Raw genomic sequence first — 19,867 nt, 5'->3', positions numbered from 1 at the left:
TGGCTGCTGGTGCGTGTACATCAGGCAGATTCACTAAAATCATATCATACCCCCGATAGCCAACAAAAGCCCGTAAGCATAATACTTACAGGCTTTTCTCTGGTGCACCCCGTAGGACTCGACCCTACAACCCGCTGATTACGAGTCAGCAGAAAATTAATGTTTTACAATATTTTACAAAACGTAAAAGACGGTTTAGGGACAGGCTCGCCTTTCATGTATTTTGCGTACACAGAGTGCCGTATTCCCTGCCTTTTTCACCAACGTTACGACAGATAGGGACAATTCTCGCTTCGCGTCCTCTGTGGGCATACCATGGGCGAGAAGGTAGAGGGCCGAAACAAGTCCCGTTCGATCTGCTCCAGCTTGACAGTGAATCAAAATCGGTTTGGGGGCATCGTGGAGGATTTGAAGAATCTCCGCCGACTGAGCCGGAGTCACAAACCGAGTGGCCGAAATGCCGTAGTCATAATGAACCACGTGTCTTGAATCCGCCGTGGCGACCTCATCGTCATACCATTCCGTTCCGGGGCTTGCTCCCCGCAAATTCAGAATGGAGCGGATTCCGTCAGTCATCACCACCCCATTGAGTTGCCGAGCAGTTAATTGTCCCGAGCGGTAACAGACTCCCGTTTCGACGACTCCAATGTTCCCCGATAAGTGCAAGTACTCGTAGAATCCACCGCCTCCTACGCCGAGAACGCCGATTAGGACAATCGTCGTGACCAGGACTCTCTTGATTTGCCGCCGGAAATTCAATAGCGGATCTCCAGTCTAACAATTATTCAGCAGGCTGCATTGATGGGACAAGCCACGGAACGGATGGCTGCAAGTTAATTCTCGCCGCGCGACACGACGGGGTGCCGACTTGGAGCAGGATGAGTTCGTTGGTCGTCGTGACCATGACCGACGACTCGGCCGCCGGTTATGTTCAGCATTTTGCGGCGTGAATCTACGACCTCTTGGACAGTCGGTAGAGCATGGGTAAACCGAAAAAGAGCAGCAAACTGGAAACCGAGAACCCTCCGATGACGGCAATGGCCAAGGGTTGCTGCATCTGCGAGCCGCTGCCAAGGCCAAGAGCCAGCGGGAGCAATGCCAGAATTGCAGCCAGCGTGGTCATCAGGATTGGCCGGGTACGGACAAGGCTGGCCCGAACAATCGCAGTGTCCAAATCGTCGCCTTGCGCCTGCCGTTGTTTGATCGTGTGCATCACGAAAACAGCGTTTTCCGCGACGATGCCGACAATCATGATCACGCCCACGAAACTGGAGATGTTGAAGGTTACGCCGGTGAGCCGCAGCGCTGCGAACGAGCCGAATAGAGCCAGCAGGGTGATCGGCAAAATGGAAAGTGGCACAGCAAATTCGCCGAATTCAAACAGCAGTACCATGAACACAAGAAGAATCGCCGCAGCGGCCACGATAAGCAAGCCGCGGAACGATTCCTGCTGGGTCTGGTAAACGCCGCCGTACTCCAGCGTCACGCCTTTCGGTAGCACCAGATTGCTTTGCAGTTTCGCCTGAATGTCACGAATCGTGCCTCCCAAATCGCGACCGGAAACCCGTGCGGTTACGGCCACTACCTGCCGCAGTCCTTCGCGATCCAGTTCCGCCTGCCCTGCCGTGCGTTCCACACTGGCGATATTCTTTAAAGGAACGGCAATACCGTTGGGATTGATCAGAGAAAGCGATTCGATGCTCTCCATGTCTGTGCGATAGGCAGACGGATAGCGGACATGAATGCCGATGAGTTTCTCACCGCTCTGAATCGTGCTTTCGGTGGTGCCTTGCATGATAGTTTCGATCTGGTCCCCGATATCGGTCGCATTGAAACCGTAGCGCGCCGCCTTGATTGGATCTACTCTCACGATCATAGAAGGTCCGGAGATGACAATGCCATTGAACGCATCCACCACACCCGGCACGGTTTCGATCTGTTGCGTGATTTGCTCGGCCATCTGCTGCATAATCTGCGGACTGCCCCCGAAGAGTTTGATCTCGATGGGCGAGGGGCTGTTGGTCAGGTCGCCGATCACATCCGCCATAAGCTGAAAGATGTCTATCCGCAGCGCCGGCTGCGACGACTCGATCTTCTCGCGAGCTTCATCAATAATTGTATTGATATCACGGTTGCGCTTCTTCTTCAACTTAACCAGAAAGTCACCCGTGTTAGGCTCCGTGATGAAGAAGCCGAGTTGCGTGCCCGTGCGGCGGGAATACGCCGCGACCTCCGGAATCGCCATCAAGATATGTTCCACACTTGTCAGCATCCGGTTGGTTTCATCGAGTGATGTTCCGGGCGGCGAGGAGTAATCCAGCACAAAGGAGCCTTCATCCATCTCTGGCATGAAATCGCTGCCGATGCCCTTGTATAGAAAGTAGGTTGCCGCGGCGATGAGTACGGCTCCAGCCAATACCGTCCAGCGGAAGCGTAGCAGACGATTGAGACTGCGCTCATACCACCCCGAGATCCGGCTCGCATGGCTGCCTTTGGCCACCTCATGCCGAATGTCTTTCTCCCGCACAAACAGCGACGCGAACAATGGAGCCAGTGAAATAGAGAAGAGGAAAGAAACCGCCAGCGCAATCACCATGGTGATCGAGAGCGATTTGAAGAACGCACCGGTGATGCCGGAAAGAAAGCCCAGCGGAATGAAGATCACAATCGTGCACAGAGTCGAGCCGATAATCGCCGGCATCAATTCGCGAGTTGCGGAAGCGGATGTCTCCCGAAAAGTCCGCCGGGCCTCTTTGACGTTGCCTTCTCGCGGATAGCGGGCGAAGGCATGCTCGATGACAACAATCGCATCGTCAATAATCAGCCCCACCGCTGCGGCGATTCCGCCCAGCGTCATGATGTTGATCGTCTCACCCAGAAGATACAGCACCACCAGACTCACCGAGATCACCGACGGCACAAACAGCACAATCACCAGCATAATTCGGCTGCTGCGCAGGAAGAGGAACATCACCGCCATCGCCAGCAGGATACCGATCAGGATGGCATCCCGTGTGCTCGTGATGGAACCGCTGATAAAGTCACTCTGATCATAGAAGTTCTCGAAGTGCACCCCGGCGGGCAGATTGAGTGTCTTCAGCCGGTTGGTGACGTCTTTGCCGATCTGCACCGTGCTGCCGGTAGGCTGCTTGATAATGTTGATCAGCACCGCGTTGTGGCCATGCGCCGTGGTGCGGATATAATTGTCCGCCACAGCAATTTGTACGTCTGCCACATCCCGCACCAGAATCGGCACACCGTTCTGCGCCGATACCACCACGCTGGCGACATCATCGGTCGTCTTCAGAAGCCCGGATACCAGCGACAGGTAAAGCTGATGGTTGTTATCCACCAGGCCAGCAGAGACAACCGAATTCGCCTTGTTGATGGCATCCGTAACCTGCGGCGCGCTAATATGGTAAGCGGCCATGCGATCCGGCGCAAGCACCACCGTGAACTCTCGCGTGTCCCCGCCCGTGACTTCGATTCTTGCCGCGCCAGAAACGCGCATCAGCGCGGGACGGATCTGATAGAGCGCCAGATCCCGCAATTCCACAAGGCTTAGCGTGTCCGAGGTCAAGCTGTAGCCCTGAATTGGAAACACTGCAACGCTCATTTGCTCGGCCTGGATCGCCGCCGTGGCGGGAAGCTGATTGCGGATATTGGAAATACGGCCTTGCAGCAGTTGCAGCGTCTGCTGCACATTGGCCTTCCACGTGAGCAGGATGGAAATCTCGCTTGAGCCCCGGCTGGTGATCGAGCGCACCACATTCACGCCCGGCAGAGAACTGGCGACCTCTTCGAGCGGCTTGGTGACTTCGGTCATCATCCGCTCGGCGGGTTGCTCGCCGTTATCTGCCAAAATCACAATCCGCGGAAACGTAATGTCCGGAAACAGCGAAACCGGCATTTTCAACGTCACTGCCGCGCCGCAACTTACCAGCGCAATGAGCAGGAACAGGACGGCTTTGCGATGCCGCAGCGCATACTCGAAAGGACTCATCGGGCCTCTCGCGGCGTGGCAGATACTTTTGTGGAATCCGCCAAGGCATATTGCCCCTCGACCACAACAGGCATCCCCGGCTTCAGCCTGTCACTCATCACTTCATCGAGCGAATCTGAGGTCGCGCCCAGATCTATGGGAAGGGTGTGCGACAGCGAGTCCGGCCCGACGATTACAATGGAATGCTGATTGGTCTCATCGTTTCTCAGCACCGCCGATTTGGGAACCAGAAGTGCGTCAGGATGCATGCCAATCACAATGTCCGCGGTGCCGGCCATGCCGGCTTTCAAGAGCGGACTGCCTTGAGACGTCAAATGCAATCGCACGCGGATAGATTGGCTGGCGCTGTCGCTTTGTGGGTTTATGGCGTCTACTGTGGCATCGTATCCCACTTCCGGCAAAGCCTCAATGTGGACGCGCGCCTTCTGTCCGATACGAACTCGCGCTAACTCCCGCGCCGGAATATCTGCTACAAAGACCAATGTACTCAAGTCCACCAGCGTCAATAGCGCATTGCCTTCGGACAAGGTCTGTCCTTCCGTCGCCGTGCGTGCCGCAACCGCGCCGCTGAAGGGAGCCTTCACTGCCACCCGTGTTTGCGTGGATTCTGCCAAGGCCACCATCCGCTCCGCCTCGGCTCGCTCGGCCTCCGTTCGCGCTCGCGACAACAGCGCCCGCGCCCCTTCCACCGCCGCCCGAGACTCGCGCGGCTCAATCCATGCCAGTGTCTGCCCGGCCTTCACTGCTTCTCCATCCTGAACCTTCAACGACGCCAACCGTCCTCCGACGGCAGCGAGCAGATCCTGTTTACGCAGCGCATCGGTTCGCCCGGCCGCATGCACCTCCATATTTGCCACGCCGGTGATTACGGGAACTGTTTTCACCGCGACCACAGCCTTCGGGGTCGATTCCCCTCGCTCTTCGGTGCGAGCCTTCTTGCATCCCGCGTTGACAATTAACAACATCAGCAGGAATGCGACAATCCTCAGTTTCATGGTTGGGTTCCTCCGATGGGAGTCAAAGTCTGTTCCAGTTGGATCCGGAGCTGCACGATGGCAGAGATGGCTTCCAGGTCCGCCAGATTCGCATCCCGCAGCATTTGCTGTGCTGACAGCACTTCGGTGGCGGTGGTGCCCCCACCGGCATAGGTGGAACGAACCAGAAGATAATTTTGCTCGGCGGTCCGGATAGTCTGTCGCAGGGTGCCAAGCGTTTGAAGCCCGCTTTGAATCTGTAGTCGCAGCGTCTGCGCCTGACTGTTCAAGCTGCGCTCCACGATTTGTCGCTGAAGCCGCAGATTCTCGGCGGCGATTTCCGCCTGCTGAATCCGTATCCTCGTTGCGCCCCCGTTGTAAAGCGGCAGAGCGGCGGTGATGCCCGCAGAAAATCCCAGTCCCGTGTAGCGCTCGCCTGCTGGAAGTGCCAGATTGTCCTGCGAGGACAAATAGCCCGCATCCACCGTCAGATCAATCAAGGGGCGGCGTTCCCGGCGTGCAATCTGCACATCTAATTCACTGCGCCGAACATCGAGTGTGGCATTGTGAAGCTCAAGCGTAGAAGCGGGATAGCCCGGCAGGACACGCAGCAGGGAATCGCCATAGCTGATGACCAGCGAATCCAGCGAGCCACGGACCGTAAGATTCGTGTCGGCAGGCACTCCCATGAGCGATTCGAGAGTCAGCATCGTACCCAGGCGCGCCGCATGTGCTTTTTGCTGTGCGACTTCCGCTCCTGCAAGATCCACCTGAGTCTTCAGCACATCCGTATATGGGACCACGCCGCCTGCGTTCATACTGCGCACCAGATCGAAATAGCCCTGCAATTGCCCGGCGCTTTGGCGCTGCAACACCAGCTCGCGATCCGCTTGCAAGAGAGCAATGAACTGTTGCTTGACCTCCGCAACCAAATCCCGCTCGGTCAGCCGGTGTTCTGCCTGCAGCCGCTCCAGATCAATGCCCAGTTGTGCACTTTTCAAACGGCGCACACCGCCATCATAGAGATTCTGCTCAACGGCAAGCTGCCCATTCAGTTGTCCGCCATCGGTAATGGCTGGATCATACCCAAAGGAGCGTGAATCCGGCGCGTAGGATGCTCCCGCCTTCACGCTCACCTGTGGCAGCGCAGTCGCCCCGAGTTCCGAGTGTGCCAATGTGCTGCGGCGCAGTTCATTCTCCGACACATGCAGCTTCAGGCTGTTCTGTTTGGCCAAAACAACGGCTTGCTCCAGAGTCAACGCCGGTGTGGCCTGCGCGATAGCCCGTCCAGCCCCCAGGAGGAGAACACCGCATACAAGAGTAGGTATCACATTCCGCCTCATAGACAAGCCCATGTGAGTAAGGGCGGCTCCGAAAGAAGAACCGCCCGGTTGCTCGCAGAATGCCACCGTACGCATTCCGGTATCTTTATCACTGCTTGCAAATCAGCAGCTTCAGCCCTTCCTTCGCCACCGTCACACTGTCTCCCGCAGCTTTGGTGGGGAGGAACAGCCGATGCGTGCTCTCGTCAAGCGCAACGGTCCGCGCACTCGGCATCGTGGTGACATTCCCTTCCACCGAGAACTTGTTGGGGCTTTCCTCCCGAATCACGGTCAACGTCCCTTCCCGGTTCGACGAAAAGGCGCGGTGCGTCACCGGATCGAAGGCGGCTCCGTCCGATCCTTTGCCGATAGGCAGCGTAGCGATTACCTTGCCACTTTCCGTGTTGCTCACGGCCATAAGTTGATTCCCGCAAGCCGAAAACAGACGGTGATTCTTTCCGTCCAGCGCAATTCCGGTCGGCTCTTCTCCGGGCGCAAGCGGCCACTCGGCAATGGCTTTGTACGTCTTCGGATCGAACACCATGACCTTGCTCTTGTCCTCAAGGTTTACGTACACCCGGCCCGCACCGTCGGAAATCGCAAACTCCGGTTTACCGCTGAGCGGCACATGGCCGACGACCTTCAGGGTCTGCGGATCAATCACCGAAGCATCGTTGCTCCGGCCATTGAAGCAAAAGATGTTCTTCGTTAGCGGCTCATAAATGATGACGTCCGGGTTTTTGCCCTGCACGTCCACTCTGGTGATTACGCTGTCGGTCTTCAGATCAAACACCACAACCGAGGAATCCCCGCCGCAACTGATGAACCCGCGCTGAAACTCCGGCACCAGCGCAATGCCATGCACGCGCGGCGTGTTCAGGATCGGCGAGAGCACTTTGTCGGTCTTGAGGTCGATCACTTCCGTGCGTGTCCCATGGGAGACATACAGCCGCTGCGCAATGCTGTCCACGGTCAGCAAGTCCCAGCGCGCTTCGCCGCCGATGGGCAGCGTAGTAACCAGAGAAGGAAGAGTTGTCTGGCCGAAGGCGACCGCGAACATTGCGGCGCACAGAAGGACAGCAAGCCCCGCTCGATGGATCATTGTAGGAGTTGTTAGGTGCATTTAATGTCTACTTCTTCCCTTCAGCTTTTTCTTCCTTTTCCTCTTGCCTGGTCATCTTCTCGGTCTTGAGAACCTTCCCAGTCTCATCCACCACCACTTCCATTCGGTCCTTGCCGTTCTTGAGGATGACCTCGTAGCTGACGACGTTGTCGCGTGTGGTCTTTTCGCCCTTCTGGATGATCCCCTTGGGATACTCTTTGGCAATCGCATCCTTCACCGCCACAGGCAGCGATGCCTTGGCCACGCCTTCCTCGATCTCCTTAACCGTGCCATCCGCCTTGTACAGAATATCGCGCTTGACTTTGCCATCGCGGCTCTCAATTTCAAAATAGGTCGTGCTGTCCTCGGTCTCCTGACTGGTCCCCACAATCTTGGCTGCGGGATACGCCTTCTGGAATGACGAAAAGACCGCGGCGGGGAGGTCCTTTTTAGCAATCTTCTTTTCCGGGCCTTCCTCCTTCTTGCCTTCAGCAGCCATTGCGAAACCGAAGATTCCAAGAGCAAGAATGGCAGCAAGCGCATAGCGCGCCGTGTGACGTACGTTCATCATGACAAATTCCTTTCTGAAGAAGAATTGAATAGTTGGAAAGACGGACCAGAACAGAACGATGAGCCGGCGGGCAGGCCGCCTTCATAACCACGCCGACCACAGCAGCCCAAGAAACTCTTCCCGTGCTACAATCGGGTATCCGGGCAGAATCGAGTAGCGTTGCTTGAAAATGTTGTCCACACCCCAAATCAAGGAAAAACCGCGCACGGTCGCCGAGAGCCGCAATCCCACAAGATTGGCCGCGTGCAGATGGACGGCCTCGTGTTCCGAAAAGGCGTTGCGTGTCCCCAGCCGTTCATAGCTGACATGGCTGCGAAGCACGAGCGGACATTTGAAGAAACTCTCTTCGTAGTAGAGCCGCGAATATCCGCGGCTGTCCTCCGCACGCCGTTGGCGGACCCCTTTCGCCTGTGCGAACCACCAGGAATCCAGTCGGAATCCATAGCCTAGCGGCACCGAAGCGGCACCACTTATCCCCCACTTTACGTCGCCCCCCGGCTGCGGCCTGTTCCAGAGATAGACTCGATCGCTGTCCACCAGGAAGTGGTTGGCAAAGCGCCCCGGCCGGTCTATTCGCAGCAGTTCCACATTGATAGACGCCGCCTGGCGCTGCCAGCCCAAACCCAGTTCAGACTTCAGATACCGGTCCAATCCGGGAAGATGGCCGGGCAACACTCCGGCATAACGATCCTGAAGATCGGCAAACTCCGGCGCGATGAGCAACGGACGGCCGCCAATGCGGAAGGAGCCATACCGCCAGGCCAGTGGCACCATCTCTTCCACATACTCCGTACCGCCCAACAGGTAGAGATTGTGGTAGGAGCGAGAGTGGCCCGCGAAACCAATATCCGGCAGCAGGCTTGCTTCGTATGGGCTGTCTTGCCGCCAATAGGATTCCTTGCGCAGCGAGGCAAAGGCACGTCCGCTCACCCATCGTAGACTGATCAAGTCGCGCACAGCAAGACTGGCCGCCAGTTCATAGGTTTGCTTGATGCCGGGATAATCCATGGTGGCGACAACGCCGGACTGCTCGAATGTAAATCGCTGATGCGGCAGCCGCGCATGGCCCTCGAGTATCCAACCGCGATCCATCTCCCGCAGCGCCAAGGGATTCCCCCATTCTTCGCGGTCCTGGCGCAGATAGAAACTGAGCGACGGCGCAAAGCTGCCGCGCTGAGCGTCTTGCTGTGCCAGCTTCAGAATCCCGTCCCGCCGCTCATAGTAGGGATGAAACGGACTTACTGAAGACCGCGCCTGATACGATGAAGCGGCATAGGTAAACGTTCCCCGCCATGTCCGGCCCGCATCAAAGCCGAGTTGCGACCGGATTCGCCGCGACCAACTCCCGTTTTCCTGTTTCCAGGGGTGCGCGTAACGGTTCACCGTACTGTAAACCGCCATCCGCCCGTCAATTTCCAGCGTCAGACGCCGGACTATTTTCCGGCTGTATGTAAAATCACCATCGGTGTAATTGTAGTAGCCACGCCGCACATGCAACTCGGCATACTGACTGCCCACCGGAAACGTCCGGCTGCTCAGCGCGAACATTCCCGCTGCGCCCCCGTTCAGAAAATCAAACCCCATCGCCCCCAATTCTGAGACCGGCTGTTGATTGCTGTCATAGAGCCCATCGCCCAGACGGTTCTGCGGAATGCCGTCCATTTCGGCACGGCATTCCCACGGCAGCAGACTCCACGGCCGAAACAGCATGGGCGCGCCGGGTGTGCCGTAATCCAGCGGGTACATGCCGGGGTATTTGCGCAGGACGTCTCCCAATTCCTCATACGGCAGCGTGCGCAAGTCCTCTTGCGTGAACAGCGGAAACTGGGCATACGCGGGCAAAACTGCCGCCAGCGCCGCCGCAACTCTGATGAGCACAAGGAGATGTGATTTCACAAGGCAATGAGGTTATTTGAGAAGCAGCATTTTCTCGGTTTGGATGGTTTCCCCGGCTTCCAGCCGCGCGAAGTAAAGGCCTGATGAGAAGGTTGAACCATCAAGCGTCACGCGATGGTCGCCTGCACTCAGCATGGCATCCGTCAACACTTCCACCAATCTTCCGTTGACATCATAAACCGTCAGCCGTGCGTGTTCGGCCGCCGGCAGAGAGAAGCGAATCACGGCACTGGCATTGAACGGATTGGGATACACCGGCCATAACTCGAATCCGGCAGGTCGCGGCGCGGGTTGCCCGGGACTCGCAGACACGGCACGCACCACGGAAAACGTGTCAATGACAGTTCCCGCTGAAGTGATAGCGGCAAAATACAGCCGGCTGCTGGCAATCTCTACTTTGCAGAAATGGTTAGACCGGCTGGTGACAACGATATGAGGATAGCCGGGGTTTGGGTCATACAAAGGCGCGCCGCCGCCTCCGGTCGTGATGTGCTGCACGCCGTTTACCACCGCCCGGGCATAGTAGTGATTATGCCCGCCGAACACGATAGATACGCCATACTGCTCACACAACGGCTGAATAGATGTTTGCACCGTCACATTGTTTTCGTGGTCACCCCCGGCTGACCATCCGGGTTCATGCAGAACAATAAACTTCCAGGGCTTGGATGCCGTCGCAAGATCATGGGCAAGCCAGGCCAACTCCGCCGAACCCGCACCGTAGCTTGTATACTGGTCCAGCACAGCAAAGTGCGCGGGACCGAAATCAAAGGACCAGTAATGATGAGCAACATAGGGATACGGGAAATACTTGGCAAACAGGATGCCTGTCCCTTCATGATTCCCCATGCAGGATTGGTAAGGCAGATTTGCCAGCAAAGACCGGATATGGGGATAGGCGGAACTGAAGAACTCGCTGTCCCAATAGGATTCCGTATTGCCGTCCGCCACCAGGTCGCCGACAGAAATCACCAAGGAGTGATAGTCCGAATCGCTCCCGTCCGTGCTAAACATGCCATTGGCAACCGCATCGTGCGTCGCCGGGTTGCTCCGCGTGTCGCCGTAGGCCAGAAATTTCAGCCTTGTAATACTATCGGCCAGCGCCGCCCGGAAGGATCCGCTGAAGACCTGTGTGCCCGATGTGCCCCGGTAATCATACTCGTTGCCGGGTACCAGACCGATGATGGTGTAACGGTGCTGATGATCGCTGCCGTATTCCACGGTTTGCTCTGTTCCCAGTGAATACGTCGTGTCGCGACCCCAGTCGAAAGTACACAGCGCGGTTGTTGTCAACTGCCAGAGAATTTCCATTTCAGTATTCGTGCCGCCGTAAATGACATAGGGAGCCTTGCGCATCACTGCAAGCGCCTGTTCCACAACGATCAACAGTAACATGCCTATGAAAAGCGTTCGAGTCAGTTTCATAGACTTCCTTCCGAGGGGTTCACGTAGAGCATGCCGCCGAACACACCAGAAGATTCAATATAGCCTTCTAAGATGAAATGAACGTGAAAACGCCCGGGATCTCTGGAGAGTACCGGGCGTCGTGCATAGTCAGGTAAAGAGAAGTCAGGTCAGCGGATCAACAGGCAGCGTCACGGTGAAAGTTGCACCCCGTCCCTCTTCACTCTTGACCGTCAACGTGCCGCGATGCATCTGAACGATCTGCGCAGCGATTGCCAGGCCGAGACCGCACCCGCCCCCCTGACCGCGATGGGCCTCACAGCGGTAGAAGCGCTGAAAGATTCGTGGCTGATCCGCGTGGGCGATCCCCGGACCGTTGTCGTCCACACTGACCTCAACGGTTCCTGATGGGATTCCAGCCAGCCGGAGCGAGACCTTCACCATACCGTGATCGGTAGAATATTTCACGGCGTTGTCCAGCAGGTTCAGAAAGACGCTCTTCAGTTTCTCCCCGTCCGCGCGTATCTCGATGGCGTCTTCAACATACACTTCAATCTTCGTACCTTTCGGCTCTGCAAGGAAGATAGTGCGCTGTACGCACTCCACCAGCAGTTCGTCCAGTCTCACCGGTTCTGTTCGTAGATCAGAAGGGTTCGCGTCCAGCCTCGCTAACATGAGAAGCTGGCTCGACATGCGGGTCAGACGGTCAATCTCTCCTAAGGATATCCGAATGCTCTCGCGGATGGATGGGCTCTCCGTTTCACGCAGCGCAAGCTCGAGTTCGGTTCGGATCACGGCCAGTGGAGAGCGGATCTCATGAGACGCATCCGCCACAAATTGGCGCTGACTGTGAAACGCGGACTCAAGGCGCTCTATGAGGTCATTCAGCGTTTCGCCCAGCCGGCGAACTTCATCCTGCGCTCGCGGCAGATCCAGCCTCGCATCCAGATTCTGGGCGGAGATCCGACGAGCGGCCTCAGTCATCTCGGTAATGGGTCGGAACGCCGCATGGGTTATCCCATACGCGGCCAGTCCGGTCAGCAGGAGGACCACAGGGATTGCGATCTCAAAAAGCAGCCGCAGATGCTCCAGTTCCTCAAGCAGGTCATGCATGGGAGCCGCCAGTTCCAGCACATACGGCACCTTTTCGTCGATCTCCACCGGCTGCCATAAGGCGCGGTAATACCGCCCGCCTACCAGCAGCGTGGCACGTTGTACCGCTCCGTGAAAGGCCCTTGGCCCTGCATCGTCCGGCGACTGCTGCAACAGACTATCTGCCATCACTAACTGACCGGAAGGCAGTAATAATTGCAAACGTGCGCCCGCAAGACCTTCCGTAGTAAGGCTTCTGAGCCACGCCCCTTTCGGATCTTCCTGATCGTTGACGTCTTCTTCAATCTCTGTCAGGAGTTTACCGGCATGAGCCTGAAGCAGCGCGTCCAGTTTTGCCAAACGGGCGTCACGTGTGCTGCGGTAGACGGCAAAAGCAAAGATGGAAATCAGCAGGCCGAATACTAGCGTGTAGGCGATGACCAGCTTGGCCTTGATCGTAAGGGCTGGCAGATGAACGTTCATGGCTCGCGCTCCGCAAAGATGTAGCCGCTGCCGCGCACGGTGTGGATCAGCGGCTTGTCAAACCCTTTGTCTATCTTCTGCCGGAGGAATTTCACCGCAGCTTCGATGACGTTGCTGCGCGGCTCAAAGTTCATGTCCCATATATGCTCGGAGATCTGCTCACGGGAAAGCACCGTATCCGGATGGAGCATAAAGTACTCCAACAAGGCAAATTCTTTGGCGGAGAGCCGTATCTCAGTGCCTTCCCGGCGGGCACAATGTCTTTGCTGATCGAGACTCAAGCCATACAGTTCGATCACGGACGTTTTCGTGGCGCTGTTGCGACGCACCAGTGACCGCAGCCTCGCCACCAATTCTCCGAAGTGAAATGGCTTGGTCAAATAGTCATCGGCGCCCGTATCCAGTCCCTTGATCTTATCACTGACGTCATCGAGTGCGGTGAGCATCAGGATCGGCGTCAACACACCCGCCCGTCTAAGGTTGCGGCATGTCTGCCAGCCATCCTGCCGTGGCATCATCACGTCCAGAATAAGGACATCATAGTCGCTGCTGGCCGCCAACTCTTCGCCATGCAGTCCATCTTCCGCCACATCCACAGCAAAACTCTCTGCCCGCAGACTCTTGGACACGGTGGCAGCAATCTTTTTGTCATCTTCGATCAGCAAAATGCGCATAGAGGCAACCAGAGAAAGAAGCAGGGGATTTTCACCATCAATATGCGAAGAATTTCTGTGAGTTGCATCAAGAAGGAGCCCGTAACTGCTTGCGCTCAAAGTGAAAGGAGGCGTTCGGCATCCGCGTACGATACCCGTGTGAAATTCGGAAGTTCCATAAAAATAAATCGTTTAAAACAGGCAGGTGTTTAGTTGGGTGACATGATAATGATTATTCTCATTAGCGACTGGTGCATTCCCATGCACATAAACAGAAACGCCTGTAAGTCTGTGACTTGCAGGCGTTTACGGTTGGTGCCCCCAGTAGGACTCGAACCTACAACCCGCTGATTAAGAGAAATTTGTATCATATTGAAAAACAAGATGTTACTGACTGCGAGAGACGGTTTAGCGACAATTTCGACAAAACGCCTTCGCGCCGTCGGAAGGTGCCGTACTGCCACCATCAAGCTATAGCCAACGTGATTACTGGGCAATGCGAATGCCTGTGGCCTTGCGGCTCGGCGCTGAATAGGGCCGAGCAGAAGTGAACCGATCATCCAACCAAACTCTCGCCCCGAACGATGGACTATCTAAGTAGCAGGCTCCCCATTACTGAAGAGCCTGCTTGCTAACGAAATGCCCTATAGCTTATCCTTGACACAATGGCAAGAAACCGCTACCTGTAATGTGCCCGAATCATTTTGTGCGCACGAATTCGATGCGGCGATTCTTCTGTTTGCCTTCGGTAGTCTTGTTATCACCTATGGGATTCTCCGGTCCGAAGCCCCTGGTGGTCATCCGTTTTTCGTCAATGCCTTTCTTAACCAGCCACTGCTTTACGGAATTGGCGCGAGCCTCGGATAGCTTCAGATTCCTGTCCCGGCTGCCCGTGGCATCGGTATACCCGTTGATCGCCACTTCGATCTTGGGATTGTCACGCAGCGTCTCATAGGCGTCGTTCAGGATCTTCTCTGAGGCGGGGAGGATCTCCGCACTGTTGGTTCTGAAGACAATGCCTTCCAGCACGATGGGCTTGCCGACTTCGGTGATCGCGATCTTCGGAACGTCATCGGCGGGATTCAGCGGATCGGTCCCACGCGCCACTTCGGTGCCGTCGTCTACAGTGCCACCATCAGTGTCCTTCTTCAACGGATCCGTATGGTACTTTAAGACCTCATCCCCGTCGGTCAACTTGTCGCCGTCACTATCCTTGTTCAGCGGGTCCGTGTGATACTTCAGCACTTCATCGCCGTCGGTCAGCCCGTCACCGTCGGTGTCAGCCTTCAGAGGATCTGTCTTGTACTGCAGGACTTCATCGCCATCCGTCAGCCCGTCTCCGTCCGTGTCCTTCTTCAAGGGATCGGTGTGGTACTTCAGCACTTCATCGCCGTCTGTCAAGCCGTCAGTGTCCGTGTCCTTGATCAGCGGGTCGGTGTGATATTTCAGGTACTCATCACCATCCGTAAGTCCGTCGCCGTCCGTGTCGGGGTTCTTCGGATTCGTTCCCAGTTGCTTTTCCAGTTTGTTGTTCAACCCATCACCGTCAGGATCAGGATTTGGCGCGCCCAATCGTATGCGCAGCCCCAGTACACCGCTGAAGTAGCTGTCCTGCGTCGTCGTCTTTGTATTGGTATTAAGATCCTTGCTCAGGGATTGATTGAAGCCCCCACGCACTTCGAGAGACCAGTCTTTGTCAATCAGGTATTCCAAACCTAAGCCCGCCGGCGCCACGCCGGTCCAACCGCGATATTTGGTCCCGGCGCGCGTCACAGCCGGAGACTTAGAGTTATCAAAGTGTAGCGCGCCAAAGCCGCCATAGAGGAAAGGGATCATCCGCGCGGAATGAACCGGACAGAAGCGCAGCCGCAGGTCGATCGGAATCAACTCCGTGCGCATGTCCTTGCCGAGCAGCGCTCCGAGTCCCCAACCGAGTTCAAGTTGAAACGGATTCGAAAGCGGACAGGCTATACTGGCGCGCTCGTGTAATCCGGGTCTTGCGTCCGCGTCGCTGTTGTTATCGTACACTATGCCGCCCTCTACTCCTCCCATGAATCCCATGTCCTTGTACTGAGCAGTAGCAGGCAATACCGTGGCCAGCACCAGCGCCAGACCGAACAGAACACGTAAACTTGCTTTCATGCGTTTGCTCCTCTATGGATTTTTCGCCCGCGCCCGTGAACCAACTTACCATGACCCCGGTTCACCCGATGCGGGATTCGAACCGGCCGGACTTTGGAACTAATTGATTGCATTAACTTTGAACGCGCAGCGATGCAAATGGACCTCCAAAACGAGAAAGCGAATCAGGGCACTAATCACGGGGCCAAGACTCGCTTTTCTATGATGCAGATCGAAGGGAAACCCTGCGCACTGTGCGTTTTCAAACTACACAAATCACCTGACAATGTCAAGAGCATGACTCGCGGTCAGCAACTCACCGCGCATTCAGCACCAGCGGCAGAGAAATTCGTCCGTCCTGTGCTTGCGCCTTGATTTCTACATCCTGAAGCATCAGGCGCGCATCCTCGATGCTCCCCTGGTGGATCAAATACCCCTTGATGGCCGAAGCGCGACGGCGCGCCAGATCGCGAAGATTATCTTCGGGAACGTCGTATTCGGCAATGATTCTCTGCAAAGCCGCAATCGTTACCGCCAACTTGTATTCCTGTTTGTCGCGTTTCTTTCCGGATGAATCCAAGGGCGCAATGAGACTGTCGGGCGACATCTTGAAACGATCCACATAAAGCGCTTTCACTTTCGACTGCTCCAAAACGGAGAGCGGTTTCTCTTCCACAGATGTTTCTTCGCCACGCACCTGTTTCAAAATGGAGCTGACGGCGATGGCGCGGCGGTCGGCGGAATCGGAAGCCGTCCCGCGAATATCCAGAAGCAGTTGCGGCCGCTCCGTCAGCGCTTTGGCAACACTCGCAAGCTTCGGCAATTGGGTCGCATCGAGGGAGTCCACACCCGGTAAGAAGTTGACCGAACTGAGGTCCTCGCCTCCGCCGAACAGGCTGCCGATCAATGCAAACGGCGCCGTCACCGCTTTCGTCGCCAGGTTGAGAAGGATTTTCACAATCAGCGGCATAACCTTGAATTTCGGATCGTTCAGATCGCCCGACACCGGTATGTCGAGATCAATCACGCCATGACGATCTTTGAGCAGGGCGATAGCCAGCCTGACCGGCAACTTGGTAACATCGGGTCCGTCCACCCGCTCGCCGAGCGTGAGTTGATCCATGACCACATGGTTCGTCGCATCCAAAGAACTCTTGGACAGCTTGTAGTGCAAGTCAAGGGACAGCTTTCCCTTGTCGATGCGATAACCGGCATACTTGCCCGCGTAGGGTGTGAACGTGGTCAACTCGATGCCGTGGAACTTCATCGTGATGTCGGTAAAGGCCTCCCCGCTGAGCGGATTGACTTGTCCCTCGATTTCCACGGGTGCGTACTTGTCCACCTTGCCCTGCAAGGCAACATCCGCCCGCGCCAATTGTTCCGATGAGAGTCCCTTGATGGCACCGTTCAAACTCTCAATGCTGATGGTAAATCCCGGCGTAAGCGTCAGATCGGTAAAATTGAGCGAGCCGTTCGAAACTTGTACCGATCCTACGGTTACGCTTGTACTGGGCTGCGTCTGAACTGTGTCGCTATCGGCGGGGGCTGTCATAATACTCTGAAGATTCGTAGAGCGGTCGGCCGCGATCGCATAGCGGACATAGGGGCTTTGCAACGCAATCTCACGGATATGCAGCGACGGCGGCTCGCTGTGATAATCCACTTGCTTCAGTTCGAGTTTCGACCACCTCAGGAAATCCTGCTGTGCCACACGATCTATCGTTCGCAATGACGCCGATGAGACATCGCCCGTGAAGTCTATCACGTTGACGGTATCACGACGCAAATAGTGAATCTGACCGGATGAAGAAAGTGTGCCACTCTTCAGATCCAGTTTCGCATAGCGACTCAAATATGGCTGACAATCGGCAAGCGGAATGGTCTCCGCGGACAATGTCAAGTCCGCTGTGATTGGATTCAATCCCAAGGTACCCGCGAGGGTGACATTTCCCGAATGATTGATTCCGGCCTGTAGAGACAGCGCCACCTGAGACGGACGGCCGATACTCACGCTGTCCACTGTGAGGGCGATAGGTTCGATCACCCAGTTTGCCGATGGATCTGTGGAAAGGTCGGTGATGTGAGCAGAGTAATCCTTGACTTCGATGCGCTGAATATCCACGACCCACGGAGCGGTAGAATCCGTCGGAGCGGCCGGTGTGGTCTCCGCTCCTTTGAGCGTGAGCAAATCTGCCAGACTGGTATTGCCCAGTGAATCTACCGTAGTCTGCACGGCGCATTTCTCGGAATGAATCAGCCCGATTTGCACAAGCCGGTGTTGTGGATCAACGTCCACGTTCTTTATGTCGAAACTGCCCATTTGAAACGGCGTGGATCGCGAGGCCTTGTCGGCAATCGTCAGATCCGATAACGAGAACTCGCCGTTATGGACCTGGTATGCCAGCGAATCCGAAGAGTAATCCACAACGTAGTCGGCGGAAAGACCGATCTTGCCGCTCGGGACATCAAACTTAAGTCGGTCCTGCACATAAGACCAGAGGGTATGCGCTTCAATCCCGGACAATGCGAGATGACCGGCGGAGCGCAGCGGCGAAACGGCTACGTTGCCGCGCCAGTGCATGACCTCGCCGTGATTCGTACTGGCTTCAAATTCATAGAGCCCTTCTTTACGCGGCAGCGTCGTAAAATCCCGTAGCGAGAAACCGAGCGAATCAAATTGCGCCACGAACGGAACCGCCCGATTGTCGTCTTCAAATACGGCCTGTCCCTTCTCAATGGCAAGATTCTCCAGAATCAGTCGAGGCAACTCCCGCTTCGGTGTTGACTTGATCGTATCGGGTGGCTGGGTCCGCGGCATCAGCTCACTCAGATTCGCTTGTCCACCTTTGCGGATGGCAAAGCGGACAAATGGCTTAGTAACTCGGAACTCGCCAAAGGTATACGCCCGACGCACGAGTGAAGATGCCTTGAAGTTGAGGTACATTTCTTCGAATCCCAGGCAACGTGCACCGCTGGAATCAGGAACAGAGAAACCTCGAATAGTCACCGACAAGGCAAACGGATTAATCTTCACCTCGTGAATCGCCACCCGCTGCCCTGTATACTGCGACAACATCTCTATGGCCTTTGACTTGACAATTCCGGGCGTCACGAAGAAGCCGATAACCGCATATGACGCTACTAAGAGCACGATGATGAGGGCTATACGGAGTGATCTGCGGTGCATACTGAAAACCGATCCTATTTTGGGGAGACTGCTGACGTGGAACTGCCCATTGAGACTTGCCTATTTCTCTGCGCTAAACCAACGATAAAGAGCGCCGGCCAGAATCGCACCGACAATTGGTGCCAGCCAGAACAGCCATAACTGACTCAGTGCCCAGTCTCCTACAAACAACGCGGTTGCCGTGCTGCGTGCAGGATTTACTGAGGCATTCGTTACCGGGATGTCGATCAGATGGATCAGAGTTAAGGCTAGACCAATCGCGGTGGGAGCAAAGCCCTCGGCGCGACGGAATCTGTCGCGCCGAGGATAACGGTCAGGAAGAAGGCCGGTGCGCATGGCACAAATGCGTTGGGCAATCGGTCATGGCGAGAAGATACCCCCGGTTGCGGCTCAGCAGGACCGCCGTGCCTCAATCTGAAGAGTTTGTCTTACTTCTTCTTAGCGGGTGCCTTAGCGTTGATCCGCGCGATTTCAGCCTGCGCGTCAACAACGGACTGCGTACCAGTGAACTTCGGGTTTCCTACGAAATCGCTAAGCGCCTTAGCTTTGACAGTGTTCTTCGTGTGCATCTTCATGATCTTATCAAACTGGGTCTTCGCCAACTCGTTTTTCGCCTTCATGGCTGCCGGGGTATTCGGGTACTTGTTGATCAGTTCGTCCCAGTTCTTCTTGTCTGCATAGAGCTGGTCTGCCAGAGCGTTGCGCGCCTGAGCGGCGGCCTGGGAATTCGGGTAGCGGGTGAGGACACCGTTGAAATCCTTGGCATCGAGCATCTTCTTGGCCGCAGCATCGTCCATTGCGGTCTGAGCCTTGGGTCCGAAGGATGTCTGGCCATAGGTCTTCACGACGTCGTCATACTTGCCTTCATTGAAGAGCCTTTCCGCCACCTTATCCTTTGCCTGCGTGGCAACGGGAGTTGTCGGATACTTTGCCAGCACTTCTTCGTACTTCCCTTGGTCAAACAGCTTCTGGGCGCGTTGTTCCGGAGAAGCACAACCGCCAAGCAAGAGGCCAATGACGGCGAGGGCAGCGATGACAGCAACTGTGCGTTTCATGGAG

Annotated in this window: 12 protein-coding genes and 1 pseudogene; all 13 read right to left on the bottom strand. The window is 56.0% G+C overall.

What is annotated here, in order from left to right; translation table 11 throughout:
* Positions 1 to 952: 952 nt before the first annotated feature.
* On the bottom strand, positions 953 to 4,003 hold the full coding sequence (locus VGL38_14730) for an efflux RND transporter permease subunit (GenBank protein ID HEY3296683.1): 3,051 nt from the start codon (positions 4,001 to 4,003) through the stop codon (positions 953 to 955).
* Positions 4,000 to 4,998, bottom strand: a complete 999-nt coding sequence (locus VGL38_14725) for an efflux RND transporter periplasmic adaptor subunit (protein ID HEY3296682.1) — start codon at positions 4,996 to 4,998, stop codon at positions 4,000 to 4,002. Before VGL38_14725 ends, VGL38_14730 begins: the two co-directional genes overlap by 4 nt.
* A complete protein-coding gene (locus VGL38_14720; protein HEY3296681.1) occupies positions 4,995 to 6,308 on the bottom strand; it encodes a TolC family protein in 1,314 nt (437 codons plus the stop codon). The genes VGL38_14725 and VGL38_14720 overlap by 4 nt, the downstream gene beginning before the upstream one ends.
* Before the next feature lie 100 nt (positions 6,309 to 6,408).
* The gene (locus tag VGL38_14715; GenBank protein HEY3296680.1) at positions 6,409 to 7,359 is read right to left on the bottom strand and encodes a YncE family protein; all 951 of its coding nucleotides are present in this window, start codon (positions 7,357 to 7,359) and stop codon (positions 6,409 to 6,411) included.
* A 70-nt stretch (positions 7,360 to 7,429) separates the two neighbouring features.
* Positions 7,430 to 7,972, bottom strand: a complete 543-nt coding sequence (locus VGL38_14710) for a PepSY domain-containing protein (GenBank protein ID HEY3296679.1) — start codon at positions 7,970 to 7,972, stop codon at positions 7,430 to 7,432.
* Positions 7,973 to 8,053: 81 nt separating this feature from the next.
* Positions 8,054 to 9,868, bottom strand: a complete 1,815-nt coding sequence (locus VGL38_14705) for a hypothetical protein (protein HEY3296678.1) — start codon at positions 9,866 to 9,868, stop codon at positions 8,054 to 8,056.
* Between the two features lie 12 nt (positions 9,869 to 9,880).
* Positions 9,881 to 11,293 (bottom strand): metallophosphoesterase, encoded by a 1,413-nt coding sequence (locus VGL38_14700; protein HEY3296677.1) that lies wholly within the window; start codon positions 11,291 to 11,293, stop codon positions 9,881 to 9,883.
* Between the two features lie 144 nt (positions 11,294 to 11,437).
* Positions 11,438 to 12,847 (bottom strand): HAMP domain-containing sensor histidine kinase, encoded by a 1,410-nt coding sequence (locus tag VGL38_14695; GenBank protein HEY3296676.1) that lies wholly within the window; start codon positions 12,845 to 12,847, stop codon positions 11,438 to 11,440.
* Positions 12,844 to 13,521 (bottom strand): response regulator transcription factor, encoded by a 678-nt coding sequence (locus tag VGL38_14690; protein ID HEY3296675.1) that lies wholly within the window; start codon positions 13,519 to 13,521, stop codon positions 12,844 to 12,846. The genes VGL38_14695 and VGL38_14690 overlap by 4 nt, the downstream gene beginning before the upstream one ends.
* Before the next feature lie 678 nt (positions 13,522 to 14,199).
* Positions 14,200 to 15,642: an OmpA family protein gene (locus tag VGL38_14685; GenBank protein HEY3296674.1), complete on the bottom strand. Its 1,443-nt coding sequence runs from the start codon at positions 15,640 to 15,642 to the stop codon at positions 14,200 to 14,202.
* 295 nt (positions 15,643 to 15,937) lie between these two features.
* Entirely contained in the window at positions 15,938 to 18,808 is a 2,871-nt protein-coding gene (locus VGL38_14680; GenBank protein ID HEY3296673.1) for a DUF748 domain-containing protein, read from the bottom strand.
* Between the two features lie 60 nt (positions 18,809 to 18,868).
* Positions 18,869 to 19,131, bottom strand: a pseudogene (locus VGL38_14675) (aquaporin).
* A gap of 105 nt (positions 19,132 to 19,236) precedes the next feature.
* Positions 19,237 to 19,867 (bottom strand): hypothetical protein (locus VGL38_14670; GenBank protein ID HEY3296672.1); only part of this gene is annotated, 631 nt, incomplete at its 5' end.

The sequence above is a fragment of the bacterium genome (assembly GCA_036504735.1).
Taxonomy (GTDB): Bacteria; Electryoneota; RPQS01; order RPQS01; family RPQS01; genus DASXUQ01.
Note: the sequence above shows the minus strand (reverse complement) of the source record. Positions and strands in the feature narration are given on the sequence as shown.

What these genes read in the sequence shown, in the direction of transcription:
- VGL38_14715 (HEY3296680.1), bottom strand. Translation starts at nt 7,359, where the DNA reads ATGTTCGCGGTCGCCTTCGGCCAGACAACTCTTCCTTCTCTGGTTACT.
- VGL38_14700 (HEY3296677.1), bottom strand. Translation starts at nt 11,293, where the DNA reads ATGAAACTGACTCGAACGCTTTTCATAGGCATGTTACTGTTGATCGTT.
- VGL38_14685 (HEY3296674.1), bottom strand. Translation starts at nt 15,642, where the DNA reads ATGAAAGCAAGTTTACGTGTTCTGTTCGGTCTGGCGCTGGTGCTGGCC.
- VGL38_14695 (HEY3296676.1), bottom strand. Translation starts at nt 12,847, where the DNA reads ATGAACGTTCATCTGCCAGCCCTTACGATCAAGGCCAAGCTGGTCATC.
- VGL38_14710 (HEY3296679.1), bottom strand. Translation starts at nt 7,972, where the DNA reads ATGATGAACGTACGTCACACGGCGCGCTATGCGCTTGCTGCCATTCTT.
- VGL38_14730 (HEY3296683.1), bottom strand. Translation starts at nt 4,003, where the DNA reads ATGAGTCCTTTCGAGTATGCGCTGCGGCATCGCAAAGCCGTCCTGTTC.
- VGL38_14680 (HEY3296673.1), bottom strand. Translation starts at nt 18,808, where the DNA reads ATGCACCGCAGATCACTCCGTATAGCCCTCATCATCGTGCTCTTAGTA.
- VGL38_14690 (HEY3296675.1), bottom strand. Translation starts at nt 13,521, where the DNA reads ATGCGCATTTTGCTGATCGAAGATGACAAAAAGATTGCTGCCACCGTG.
- VGL38_14725 (HEY3296682.1), bottom strand. Translation starts at nt 4,998, where the DNA reads ATGAAACTGAGGATTGTCGCATTCCTGCTGATGTTGTTAATTGTCAAC.